Annotated in this window: 10 protein-coding genes; 7 read left to right on the top strand and 3 right to left on the bottom strand. The window is 60.8% G+C overall.

Going from position 1 to position 12915, the window contains the following annotated elements; translation table 11 throughout:
• Positions 1-4 precede the first annotated feature (4 nt).
• From CAG47_RS12690 to CAG47_RS12680, 3 genes are all read left to right on the top strand, one after another.
• A complete protein-coding gene (locus CAG47_RS12690; protein WP_085725199.1) occupies positions 5-1579 on the top strand; it encodes an arylsulfatase in 1575 nt (524 codons plus the stop codon).
• 183 nt (positions 1580-1762) lie between these two features.
• Positions 1763-4276: a fused MFS/spermidine synthase gene (locus CAG47_RS12685; RefSeq protein WP_085725198.1), complete on the top strand. Its 2514-nt coding sequence runs from the start codon at positions 1763-1765 to the stop codon at positions 4274-4276.
• A 237-nt stretch (positions 4277-4513) separates the two neighbouring features.
• Positions 4514-6874, top strand: a complete 2361-nt coding sequence (locus tag CAG47_RS12680; RefSeq protein ID WP_085725197.1) for a tetratricopeptide repeat protein — start codon at positions 4514-4516, stop codon at positions 6872-6874.
• 298 nt (positions 6875-7172) lie between these two features.
• On the opposite strand, the gene CAG47_RS12675 is transcribed toward CAG47_RS12680, so the two are convergent.
• The 3 genes from CAG47_RS12675 to CAG47_RS12665 all read right to left on the bottom strand — a co-directional run bounded on the left by CAG47_RS12675 (position 7173) and on the right by CAG47_RS12665 (position 9269).
• Positions 7173-7694: a GNAT family N-acetyltransferase gene (locus CAG47_RS12675; protein WP_085725196.1), complete on the bottom strand. Its 522-nt coding sequence runs from the start codon at positions 7692-7694 to the stop codon at positions 7173-7175.
• 82 nt (positions 7695-7776) lie between these two features.
• Positions 7777-8757, bottom strand: coding sequence for a LysR family transcriptional regulator (locus tag CAG47_RS12670; protein WP_085725195.1), 981 nt, complete (start codon positions 8755-8757; stop codon positions 7777-7779).
• A 71-nt stretch (positions 8758-8828) separates the two neighbouring features.
• The gene (locus CAG47_RS12665; RefSeq protein ID WP_085725194.1) at positions 8829-9269 is read right to left on the bottom strand and encodes a carboxymuconolactone decarboxylase family protein; all 441 of its coding nucleotides are present in this window, start codon (positions 9267-9269) and stop codon (positions 8829-8831) included.
• A 205-nt stretch (positions 9270-9474) separates the two neighbouring features.
• Here CAG47_RS12665 and CAG47_RS12660 point away from each other — a divergent pair, with 205 nt between their 5' ends.
• The 4 genes from CAG47_RS12660 (at position 9475) to CAG47_RS12645 (ending at position 12874) form a co-directional block, all read left to right on the top strand.
• A complete protein-coding gene (locus tag CAG47_RS12660) occupies positions 9475-10908 on the top strand; it encodes a PLP-dependent aminotransferase family protein (protein WP_085725193.1) in 1434 nt (477 codons plus the stop codon).
• Positions 10909-11031: 123 nt separating this feature from the next.
• Positions 11032-11325 carry an antibiotic biosynthesis monooxygenase family protein gene (locus CAG47_RS12655; protein ID WP_085725192.1) on the top strand — a complete coding sequence of 98 codons (294 nt, stop codon included), beginning with the start codon at positions 11032-11034 and terminating at the stop codon, positions 11323-11325.
• 199 nt (positions 11326-11524) lie between these two features.
• A complete protein-coding gene (locus tag CAG47_RS12650; protein WP_085725191.1) occupies positions 11525-11935 on the top strand; it encodes a cupin domain-containing protein in 411 nt (136 codons plus the stop codon).
• A gap of 228 nt (positions 11936-12163) precedes the next feature.
• Entirely contained in the window at positions 12164-12874 is a 711-nt protein-coding gene (locus CAG47_RS12645; protein ID WP_085725190.1) for an ATPase, read from the top strand.
• Positions 12875-12915 lie beyond the last annotated feature (41 nt).

Below are 12915 nucleotides of genomic sequence, written 5' to 3'. Positions count from 1 at the left end.
TCAGATGACTCGCATACGCAAGTGGCTACCGAAGCTCGCCCTGGTGGCGACGTCGGTCATGGCGATCTCGGCAACCGCCGGGGCCGCCGATAAACCCAACATCCTGGTGATCTTCGGTGATGACATCGGTCAGACCAACATCAGCGCCTATTCCATGGGCGTGGTTGGCTACAAGACCCCGAACATCGACCGGATTGCCAAAGAAGGCATGATGTTCACCGACTACTATGCGGAGAACAGTTGCACGGCCGGACGCTCGACCTTCATTACCGGGCAATCGGCATTGCGCACCGGTCTTTCCAAAGTGGGCATGCCCGGCGTACCGGTCGGCCTGCAGGCCAGAGACGTGACCATTGCCCAGGCGCTCAAGGCCCATGGCTATGCCACGGGTCAATTCGGCAAGAACCACCTGGGGGACAAGGACGAGTACCTGCCCACCAACCACGGTTTCGACGAGTTCTTCGGCAATCTGTACCACCTCAATGCCGAAGAAGAGCCTGAACGTCCGTACTGGCCGAAGAATGATGCCGAGTTCGTCAAGGCCGCCTCTCCGCGCGGTGTGATCCACAGTTTTGCCGACGGCAAGATCGAAGACACCGGCGCACTCACCAAAAAACGCATGGAGACCATCGACGACGAAACCACCGCCGCCGCCCAGGCGTTCATCGAGAAGCAGGCCAAGGCGGACAAACCGTTCTTCGTCTGGATGAACACCACCCGCATGCACGCCTTCACCCATGTTCGTGAATCCATGCAAGGTCAGAGCGGCATGGTCGGTAACGAGTATGCCGACGGCATGCTCGAGCATGACGGTGACGTGGGCAAGTTGTTGAAGACGCTGGACGACCTGAAGCTCACCGACAACACCATCGTCGTCTACACCACCGACAACGGTCCCAACCAGTGGTCCTGGCCGGATGCGGCGACGACACCGTTCCGCAACGAAAAGAACTCCAACTGGGAGGGCGCTTATCGGGTTCCGGCAATGATTCGCTGGCCTGGCAAGATCAAGGCCGATGAAGTGTCCACTCAAATGTTCTCCGGACTGGACTGGTTCCCGACCTTGCTGGCTGCCGTGGGCGACACCGATATCAAGGACCGCCTGCTCAAGGGGACTGACGTCGGCGGGAAAAACTTCAAGGTGCACCTGGACGGCTACAACCAACTGGACTACCTGACCGGCAAAACCGACAAGAGCGCTCGTAGCGAGTTCTACTATTTCAACGATGACGGCGTACTGGTGAGCATGCGCTACAACGATTGGAAGGTGGTCTTTTGCGAGCAGCGTGCACCGGGTGGCTTCAAGGTCTGGAGCGAACCCTTTACCTGCCTGCGCGTGCCCAAGCTCTTCAACTTGCGCATGGACCCCTACGAGCGTGCTGACGTAGTGTCCGATCAATACTACGACTGGCTGGCAAAGAACGACTACCTGCTGTTTGACGGCATCCGCAGATCTGCGAAGTTCCTGCAGACCTTTGTCGACTACCCGCCGAGCCAGCGTCCGGCGAGCTTCAGCATCGACCAGATCCGCGAAGCGGTGGATGCGAAAATCGAAGAAAAAATGAAAGCTGCAAAATAACACCGCTGGACCGCCGCTCGCCCTCACCGGCGAGCGGACTTGTTTTCGACCTGGGACCGCATCGACTTCATTCGCGAGCAGGCTCGCTCCCACATTTGCAATGCAGCCGCTGTGGGAGCGAGCCTGCTCGCGAAGGGGCGGTGCGGTCACAGGCTATATCGAATTGGAAAAAGGCACTCCGCAATGACCTCACGTGTCGCCAGCAAGTCGTCGGCCATACCTGCCCCTCAAGTCGCCTCCCCGGCGCTGTCGATCCCCGCCCTGTTGCTGTTCGTCTCCGGTGCCGCGGCGCTGGTGTACCAGGTGCTGTGGATCAAGCAACTGTCGTTGGTGGTGGGTGTCGAGGTCTACGCCATCACCACCGGGATCAGTGCGTTCTTCGCCGGGCTGGCCCTGGGCGGCTTGCTGTTCGGGCGCTGGGCGGACCGCATGCAGCAACCGGTGCTGTTGTACGCGGGGCTGGAAGTGTTGGTGGCCGTGCTCGGCGTCGGTGCGACCTTCGCCATGGGCCTGGCGGCCAGCCCGTTTGCCTGGCTGGAAGAACAGGTGGGCCTGCTGGCCTGGGTACTGCCATTCGCGCTGGTGGGCATTCCCGCGCTGTTGATGGGCGGTACGTTGCCAGTGCTGGTTCGTTCATTGGCCAGCGCCCCACAGCACCTGGGCAAGGCCGGCGGGCAGCTTTATGCGGCGAACACTGCCGGTGCCATCGCCGGCACCCTGCTCGCTGCGTTCCTGCTGATTGCCACCCTCGGCGTGCGCGGCAGCGCGCTGGCCGCCGCCATGCTCAACCTGCTGGCCGCCGCGGGCGCCTTGTGGTTCCAGCGCCAGCGCGTGGCCGCCGTCGGTGCCCCGGTGAAACATCACAGCGAAAAAGCCCCCGATCGCCTGGCCCTGTGGCTGTACTCCATCGCCGGCGGTGTGGCCCTGGGCTACGAAGTGGTGTGGTCGCAATCGATCGTGCAGTTCATGAGCACCCGTACCTATGCCTTTGCCGTGGTGCTGGCGACCTACCTTACCGGGTTGTTCCTGGGCAGCATGCTGCTGGCCCGCCGGGTCGATCGCCTGCGCGATCCCTGGGGCGTGTTCGGTTTGCTGATCGCCGGGGCCGGGATGGTTGCACTGCTGGAAATCGCCTTGCTGGGGCGCTGGCTGGTACTCGTCCAATCCCTGACCGAATCCTGGGTACTGGCATTGGGCGGCAGTGAACTGGCGGGCATGAGCACACGCTTTGCCGTGGCCGCCTTGAGCATCGTGTTCGTACCGACCCTGCTGCTGGGCGCGGCGTTTCCCCTGGTCCTGCGCTTGAGCGTCGGCGGCGAACAGGTGGGGCGCAACGTCGGCGAAGTCGTCGCATTCAACACCCTTGGCGGGATCATCGGCGTGATGCTCTGCGGCTTCGTCCTGATCCCGATGCTGGGTCTGGTGCGGACCCTGGGCCTGTTGGCGATGATCGCCGCCGGTATTGCCTTTCTCGCTGTGCGCAAGGGTCATGGTGTGAAGAAAGGCCGGCGCCAGGCGGTGGTTGCCATCGGTCTGGTGTCGCTGGCGCTCGCCCTGTTCACGCCGGTCAACAAGCTGGCCAGCCTGTTGCCGGGAGCGCGCAATGGCACACTGACGTTCTATGAGGAAGGCCGTGGCGGTACCGTCGCCGTGGTATCCCAGGGCAAAGGCGAAAGAACCTTCCAGCGCCTGTACATCCAGGGCGTGTCCAATACTGGCGATGCCATGCCCTCCTTGCGCTACATGCGGATTCAGGCGTTGCTGCCCCTGTTGATCCACAACGGCGAGCCGCGCTCGGCGCTGGTGATCGGTTTCGGCACCGGCATCACCGCCGGCGCCCTGACCCGCTACCCCGGCCTGGAACACCGCGTGGTCGCCGAACTGCTGCCGTCGGTGGTCAAGGCGGCGCCGCTGTTCAAGGGCAACTTCAATGCCGGCTCCGATCCAGGTGTCGATGTCCGGCTGCGCGATGGCCGCCAGGAACTGCTGCGCAATCCACAGCGCTACGACCTGATCACCCTCGAACCACCGCCCCCCTCCGCTGCCGGCGTGGTCAACCTGTATTCCCGGGACTTCTACCAACTGGCCGCCAGCCGCCTGCACAAACAGGGCCTGGTCGCCCAATGGCTGCCGCTGCCGACGCAGAACATCGACGACTCGCGCTCACTGGTGCGCAGCTTCCTCGACGTGTTCCCTCACGCGACCCTGTGGACCAGCGAGTTCCACGAGATGCTGCTGGTCGGTTCGATGGAGCCGATCGAGCTGGATGCGGCGAAGATCAACGCGCGCTTCCAGCAGGACAGCGTTCGCAACGCCCTGCAGGATGTGGGCGTAGGCTCGGCCGCCGCGCTGATGGCGACCTGGGTCACGGATCGCGCCGGGCTGGAGCGTTTCGCCGCCGACGCGCTACCGGTGACTGACGATCAACCGCGCATCGAATACGCACCCTGGGTCCGCTCAAAAGAGATCAGCCGTGTGCTCCCGGCCCTGCTGGACCTGCATCAGCCTCCCGCCCTGCTCAACGCCGACGCAGGGTTCACCGAGCGCATGAACGTCCACCAGCAACGCCTGATGCAGTTCTATCGCTCCAGCCTGCATGCCTACGATGGCGACCGTGATGCCTGGGCCAGGGATATTCGCGAGGTCATGCGCGGGGATGCGGGGAATCCGTATTACCGGTGGTTTGTCGGGGAGTGATGCTGCGCCCGAAAGATCGCCATCGCGGGCAAGCCCGCTCCCACAGGTGCGTGTCGATCACAATATTTGGGTACGACATAAACCCTGTGGGAGCGGGCTTGCTCCGGGCGGCGTTCCGACGAAGGGGCCATCAGCATCACAACAACCGTCATTTGACAGACGCCGGCCATCCGGCAAAGCTGCATCGAGCTTCAACGCGCGCCGCAAGGCAATCGCACCCGGACCATGGAAGTCGTAATGTCGAAGCATAAAAATAAAGCTGCAACCCCCAACCCTGATTCGCAATCGACCCTGATCAACCGTTACCTGTTTCCAGTCATCATCGGCATTTTGCTGCTCGCTGTGGCGGGTATTGGCTGGTTTTTGCTGAGCAGCACGCCCGCACCGCTCAAGCCTGCCCCTGTCAGCACGCCTGTGGTTGAACCGGCCAAGCCGCAACCGGTCGCTCTCGCGCCGGCGAAAATGGTCGAGGAGCAACAATGCCAGGGCTGCCACGGCGATCAGGTCAAGGACTGGCAAGGCTCCCATCACCAATTGGCGATGCAGCAAGCCAGCGCCGACACCCTGCTCGGCGACTTCGACAATGTCACCTTCAAGGCCGAAAAGGAGACCACGGTATTCTCGCGCAAAGGTGACGAATTCTGGGTCAATACCCCCGGTATCGACGGCAAGAACGCCGACTTCAAGGTGGCCTATGCCTTCGGCATCGCCCCTTTGCAGCAATACCTGATCGAGGTCGGCGAAGGCCGGTTGCAAGCCCTTGGCATCGCCTGGGATACCGAGAAGCAACGCTGGTTTCACCTGTATCCGGGCCAGGGCGTGAACTTCAAGAACCCGCTGCACTGGAGCAAACCGAGCCAGAACGCCAACTTCATGTGCGTCGAGTGCCACACCACCGGCTTCAAACGCCATTTCGACGCGGCGAAAAACACCTTCGACAGCCACTGGAACAGCCTCGGTGTCGGCTGCCAGGCGTGCCATGGTCCGGCATCCAATCACCTGGAATGGACCGCAAAGAAAACCGACCTGATCCATGCCGGCTTTGCCGTCGACCTCAAGGACAAGAACGCCACCGTTGAAATCGAGACCTGCGCCCGCTGCCACTCGCGCCGAGCACCGCTGGACGACGGTTTTACGGTCGGCAAGCGCCTGATGGACGACTACCTGCCGAGTGTCCTGACCCGCGAGCTGTACGCGCTGGATGGCAAGATCAAGGACGAAGTGTTCGAACACGGCTCCTTTGCCCAGAGCAAAATGTTCGACAAGGGCGTGCGTTGCAGCAACTGCCACAACCCCCACAGCACACAATTGAAAGCGCCAGGCAACGGCGTCTGCCTGCAATGCCACAACACCGCCGGCAAAACCACCGTGGAAGGCGTCGACGGCAAGGGCCTGCAAGCGAAAAACTACGATTCCATCGAGCACACTCGCCACACCCTGGGCCAACCGGGTTCGCAGTGCGTGGATTGCCACATGCCCGGCAAGTTCTACATGGGCAACGACTTCCGGCACGACCACAGCTTCAGCATCCCCAACCCCGTGCGGGCGAAAAAACTGGGGACGCCGGACGCTTGCCTGACCTGCCATCAAGGCAAGGCCGGCGACAAGGTCACCGAACAGTTCAAGCTGTGGAACACCGCCAACGCCAGCGCAATGCAAGCCCCGCGTTACGACGAAAGCCTGTGGCTGATTCGCAACGGTCAGGCCGGTGCTGCCGAGGCACTGTTCGAGCAACTGCAACGCAGCAATCTGCCGGCGATTCAACGGGCGACGCTGCTGGCCGAGTTGCCCGCGTACCCGAGCGAACAGGCGTTGAAACTCGCGACCAGGGACCTCGACAGCCCGGCGCCGCAAGTCCGTGAGAGTGCCCTGCACGCGATCAGTGCATTGCTGCCGCCAACGGAGCGTGCTCCGCTGCTGAGCCCCTTGTTGAATGACCCGGTGAAAGCCGTGCGTATCGCCGCTGCCCGGGATTTGCTCAGTGTCGCGCGCACCGGCCTGGGCACGGCTCAGGACAGCTGGAGTGCTGCCATCGCCGAATACGAGACAGTCCAGAAAAACCTCCTCGAACGCGCCGAAGCGAACCTCAACCTGGCGATGCTCTACCAGGCCAGCGGGCGCAGTGCAGAAGTCGAAGGACTACTGCGCACGGCCCTGCAGCGCGATCCGGACTTCTACCCGGCCCTGGTCACCCTGGTGCAGTGGCTGGAGGCCAACGGTCGCAGCCAGGAAGGCCATGCCCTGCTCGCGCAAAGCCTCAAGGAGCATCCCGACTCGGGCCTGCTGCAACACACCCAGGGCCTGGCGCTGATTCGTGCGGGCCAGGCGGCTCAAGCCATGCCGTACCTGCGCAAGGCTGCGCAACTGGAGCCGCAGAGCGGGCAATTCGGCTATGTGCTGGCGGTGGCTCTGCATGACAGCGGAAACATTGATGAGGCGTGCGAAGAACTGGAGCGGCTGTTGAAGGTGCAACCGTCCAACCGCAATGCCCGCCTGTCGTTGATGCAGTACTACCTGGAAAACGAGCACGAACCCAAGGCGCAAGTGCTGCTGCAAGGCTGGAAGAAAATGAACATGGGGGATCCGGCGTTGAAATGATGTGGGTTCAAAGCGCTGTCTGATCAGCGCTTTCTATTGGCATTACCAACCTCTTCGCGGGCAAGCCCGCTCCCACAGGTTCAGCGGCTGTACGCTACATCTGCGAACTGCCCAAATCACTGTAGGAGCGAGCATGCTCGCGAAGAGGCCGGCACATTCAACATCAATGTCGCTTGACACGCCGCCATCGCGAGCATGCTCGCTCCTACAGGTTCCGTGGCTGTACGCAACATCTGCGAACTGCCCGGATTACTGTAGGAGCGAGCATGCTCGCGAAGAGGCCGCCACATTGACTGACTCAACCAACCTTGGGCGGGCGACGCAGGCGCGCCATGCACAAGGTGTCCACCAGTACGCCGTCACGCACGGCGTAATCACGCAACAAGCCCTCGGTTTCGAAGCCGAACTTGCGATACAGCGCAATGGCCGCTTCGTTATCGGCATACACCGAAAGCTCGACGCGTTGCAGGTTCATCCAGTTGTCGGCGATATCCAGCGCCGTCGCGAGCAGCTTCGAGCCCACGCCCCTGCCTTGCCACTCGACCGCAACGCCCATGCCGAAACTGCCCGCATGGCTGCGACGAATGCGCGAGAACTGCTCCAGGCCAATGTTGCCGATGACCGTGCCCTGATGCAGGGCCACCACTTTCACCAGGCGCTCGTTATCCAGCGCCAGGCGACTGCGCCAGAGTTCGGTGGACTGAAAGGGCATTTGCAGGGTCTGCCGGGCGATAGCGGGATCGTTGTACAGCGCCGTGATGCCTTCGATATGGGATTCGTTGAAGCGTTCGAGGGTGATAACGGGTTCGGTGGCTGGCATGGGTGAATCATCCTTGAAGCAGACATGGCTGTTCACTCTATAACGCGACCTTCGGGTCTGGCGAGAACCAATGTGGGAGCACTCAGATTTCGAACCATTCGCGACGCTCGGCGAAGGTGTCTTCGATCAATTCGACGATCGTCCGCACCTGCGCATCATCCCCGGACCGGGCGTTGACCGCCATCCACACCTGACGCCGCATCGGCTGGTCAAACAAGCCCGGCAAGGCGATCAACCCGCGGTCGAAGTGGCTCATGTAGTGCGGTAGCAGACCGATGCAGGCACCGCTGCGGATCATCTCCAGCATCAGTTCCCAGGCTTGCAGTTGCACTGCGCCGGACAGGCGCTGATCCACCAATGCATTCCATGGCCGCAAGCTTTCAACGTGGCAGTCCTGTCGCCATTGCACCAGGAGAAAATCGGCCAGGTCATCAATGCATTCCGGCCTGGAAGCCACCCGCGAGTAGCGCTTGGCAATGTGAGGCAGGTAATCCAGTTGCGCCAGGCGCCGGGGTTCGGTGGTGGCAAAGCTCGGCCCCGGCAACGGCGTTTCGACCTCGCCCAGCCACACCACTACGTCGGCGCTGACCGCCCGCAATGACAATTCACTGTCGAGCGTGATGATGTCCAGGCGCACGCCGGCGTTGCGCCGCAGCAGCGCCACCAGGTCACGTCCGAGAATGTCATGCAGGATGGAGTCCGCCACGGCCAGCCGAATCAGCGGTTGTTCAATCACCGGCAGACCACGCTCATGGGCCAGGGCGATCAATTGTGCGTGCAAACGCAAGCCATCGCGGCTGAGGCTCAAACCATTGTCGGACGGGTTGAACAACGAACACTGCAACTGCGTTTCCAGCAGCACCAGTTGTCGGCGCAGGCGGGTGGCCTTGATGTTGAGGCTGCGGGCGGCCTGCATGTAACAACCGCAACGGGCACTGGCGGTAAAACACAGTGCCAGTTCGGGGTCGATTGCCGCCGCTAACTGGCGCCAGGACGGGTCCTTGTCGATGGCTGCACGATACTCGGTAGCCCCTTGGTGGGCGCTGGTTTGCATGACTGACATCGCGGACTCCCTGTCGACCGGACTGACAGTTCCATCCTGCTCATCGCTCATGAACCTGGTATGACAACGGCTCAGGCGCTGGGCGCTTGCCGAAAGCTCACGGCCAGGCGATTCCAGCTGTTGATGGTGGTGACCGCGACGGTCAGATCGACCATTTCGCATTCACTGAACTGCTCGCGGGCCTGGGCATAGACTTCATCCGGCACGTGGCTTTCGGAGAGCAAGGTGACCGCCTCGGTCCAGGCCAGCGCGGCTCTTTCCCGCGGATTGAAAAAGTTGCTGTCGCGCCAGACCGCAATGGAATACAGACGCCGGTCGCTTTCGCCCAGGCGCCTTGCATCCACCGAATGCATGTCGGTGCAGAAGGCACAGCCATTGAGTTGAGAAGCACGAATCCTGATCAGGTGCAGCAAGCCCTGCTCGATGCTCAGGCTGCTGGCCAAGGCCTCCATGGCGATCATCGCTTTCATCGCTTTGGGGGAAGCGCTGTAGTAGTCCAGTCGGGGATTCATCGAGCGATCTCGTGCAGCCTTGAAGTCATTTTCAAGGTAGTCGCTCGCGCGACGGCAGGACAGATCCAATTACACGATTTCCCCGTGGACCACCCCTGCCAGACCAATTGACGGTTTTTCCACTGCACAACTTCTGCACGACAAGCGGATAGGGGTAATCTTGCTCGACGCACACGCGCCTCAACCTTCCCGGAGCCTCGCCGGTATGGAACTACATGTTGTCATCAATGGCCGCAAGGACCTCGCCGGCCAGTTGTACAACCAACTGCGCAGCGCCATCGAGTCCGGTCGCCTGGCCGCCGGGACGCAACTGCCGCCCAGCCGTTTGCTGGCCGAACAGCTGGGTATTTCGCGCAAGACCATTTCCGATACCTACGCCCAGCTGACCTATGAAAACTTCCTCACCGGAGTGGTCGGAAAAGGCACTTACGTCAACGCGCGCACTTCAAAGGTGCAGCGTAAACAGAGCCACACCGGGCTTGGCGGCTTTGAGGTGATCGAGTCCTGGCGCAACCTGCCGGTGTTCCTGCGTCATCCGACTCTGGAAGGCTCGCTGCGCTACGACTTCATTGGCGGCGCCACCAGCAAGGGCCAGTTTCCCCAGGATGACTGGCGGCGCTGCACCTCTCACGCACTGCGCCAGATTGCCGGTTCCAAGGGGTTCTACAGCCTGCCCGAAGGCTTGCCGGCCCTGCGCAACGCCATTGCGCAGCACGTCGCGTTCTCCCGCGGGGTCAATTGTCAGGACGAGGATGTCGTGGTGTGCAACGGCGCGCAGCAGGCGCTGGACCTGATTGCCAGGGTGCTGATCAGCCCGGGCAGCCTGGTCGCCATGGAAGACCCCGGCTACCCGCCGGCGCGGCTGTTGTTCGGCACCCATGGCGCCACGGTGATCGGCGTGCCGGTGGACGCCGAAGGCATTGTGGTGGACAGGATTCCTCGCGGCACACGGCTCATCTACGTCACCCCTTCGCACCAGTTTCCGCTGGGCATGCCCATGAGTCAGGCGCGCCGTGTCGCGTTGCTGGCCAAGGCCCATGAGTTGGGCGCGATCATCATCGAGGACGACTACGACAGCGAGTTTCGCTATGAAGGTCGCCCCACCGATTCCCTGCAAAGCATGGACGAACGGGGGATCGTCGCCTATGTCGGGACCTTTTCCAAAACCCTGCTGCCGGAACTGCGACTCGGCTATGGGATCCTGCCGCCGGCGATCCTGGAAGCCGTGCTGCGCGCCAAACAGCTCACCGACCTGCACACCTCGACCCTGCCGCAATGGGCGCTGGCCAAGTTCATCGCCGAAGGCTGCCTGCTCAAGCACATCCGACGCTGCCATACGATCTATGCCGGGCGCCGCGAGCGGATCCTGACGCGCATGGCCGGCGACCTCTCGCCCTGGTTCGAAGCAGTGCCATCCACTGCCGGATTCCACATGGTGGTGATGTGCAAAGTGCCGATGGATGTTCCATTAGTGATCGAATTGGCGAAAAAAGTCGAAGTCGGACTCTATGCCATCGACAGCTTTTTTTATCAGGAGGCGCCCAAGGCCGGGCTTTTCCTTGGTTTTGGCGCCATCGAAACCCTCGACATCGACACCGCGCTTGACCGATTGCGCGACATTTTGCAGCAGGTGGCCTGACGGATTGGCCTGCGACTTTATCGGGCGATTGGCTATTGGCGGTCCCCGGGGGCAGGCCTATCCTGCATAAGCGTTATCCCTCAATGAGCAGGATTCGTCCGGCCTGATTCAGGAGTGTGAGCAATGCCCGACAAAATGATCAATACCGTCAAGGTGCAAGCCGTCACCGGTCGCTCGGACGAACTGGGTAGGCATCTGCAGAAGATTGTCGAAACCCTGCGCGACCTCCCCGGCTGTGAGTCCTATATGGTCGACCGTTGCCCCGAAGACAGTAATCGCTGGACCGTCAGCGCTCATTGGCAATCGGAAGCAGCGATGCAATCGCATTTCAATAGCCCTCAGGCACAGGAGTTCATCGACCTGATCGATTGCCAGCTGGCCAACGCCGTCGACTTCAACAGCTTTCCGGTCCGATAGGAGCGTTATTAAAGATCGCAGCTTTCGGCAGTTTCTACAGGGCAATGGGTACCTCTGTAGAAGTTGCTGGAGGCTGCGATCTTTTTCATTGGCACACTTAAGATTGGTCCCCCGGACTTCCCGGATATTGGCTGTTTGATCACTACCGCTGGCGGACTACTGTTGTTTTCGACAACTCACCCACCGCAGGTAATGAACCATGAACGTGTTGCGCTTCTGTGCTGCCCCCCTTGCCGCCCTTGCCCTGATTTTTTCCGCATCGGCCTTTGCCCATGACCCAGCGGAAAAGGTCACTGTCCTGCAGGACGAAATGCTGAAAAACGTCCCCGGTAAAAAAGCGCTGATGATCGAAGTCGATTACCAGCCCGGCCAGTCGTCCATCTCCCACAAGCACGAAGGCACCACCATGGCGTACGTCCTCTCGGGAGAAATCGTCTCCCAGGTAAAGGGCGAGCCGGCGAAAACCTACAAGGCCGGTGAGTACTGGTATGAAGCGGCCGGATCGGAACACCTGGTATCGAAAAACGCCAGCGCGACCCAGCCCGCGAAGTTGCTGGTATTCATGGTATTGGCCACGGATGAAAAAGTGTTGATCCCATTGGAACACTGATGGCTGACCGTACAGCTATAAATAAAAAGGCTCGAATCACGGATTCGGGACTTTTTATTTCCCGAGGCAATTAACCGAAAACTTTTAAACCAAACAAAACTAGTGATCGCCGGGGAAGTGCAAGCGATGGCTATTTAAATAATTCATCCAGGGTTTAGTCTTGAGTCACCGCCGGTACAGCACCGGCAACTTCAACTTGTGACTGAGTTGTTTCACTGGAGAAACACCATGAAACTTGCGCTTGCCAGTACGTTGACACTAGCGATTGCTTTAACCGGCTGCTCCGTACCCACCGCCCCGAAAGCCGTCACTTCTCTGAACAGTCTCTTCACCGAACCGGTCGGTCGCAGCGGCGCCACCCTCATCACCAACGGCCGTGGTGTTTCCCTGGGCGTCATCTACAGCCAATCCACTCAGACCAATCGTGCCTATCTCCAGGATTACCGGGCCAACGCCGGCACCGGTTTCGGCCAGAGCCTGCTGGTACAGCCGATACATGACGCCTATGTGGCCACTTCCACGCCAGACCTCGCGGTGGATTGGGTCAAGGCCTCCCTGCAACGGCAGTTCGGCTCGGTTATCGTGTATCCGGACATGCAGAGCCTCAAGGCAGCGAAGCCGGATGTCATGGCGGTGGTCAACACCCGCAGCCAACTGATGACGTCGCGCAGTTCGGACATCCAGGCCGATGTCAGTGCGGACTTTTACGACAAGGACTTCAACTACATCGGTACTGCACAAGGCCATGACGCCAAATCGCTTAGTCCGGTATGGGCCGACTATAAACGCAGCGAAGAGATAGTTGCGGACATCAACGAACAACAGAATGTGCAAGTAAGAGCGCTGCAAAAGTTTGACCAGTCGCTCAGCAATTTACTGACCAGCCCGACAAGTAATGTGTCGATGGTTGATACTGAAACAAGTCAGAAGTTGTATTGATCCCACAGGCCTCTTCGCGAGCAAGTCGGATCACTCACCAC

Origin of the sequence: Pseudomonas sp. R37(2017), from assembly GCF_002113375.1 — a bacterium.
In the GTDB taxonomy this organism is placed as follows: Bacteria; Pseudomonadota; Gammaproteobacteria; order Pseudomonadales; family Pseudomonadaceae; genus Aquipseudomonas.
This window is presented reverse-complemented; position numbering and strand designations above follow the sequence as displayed.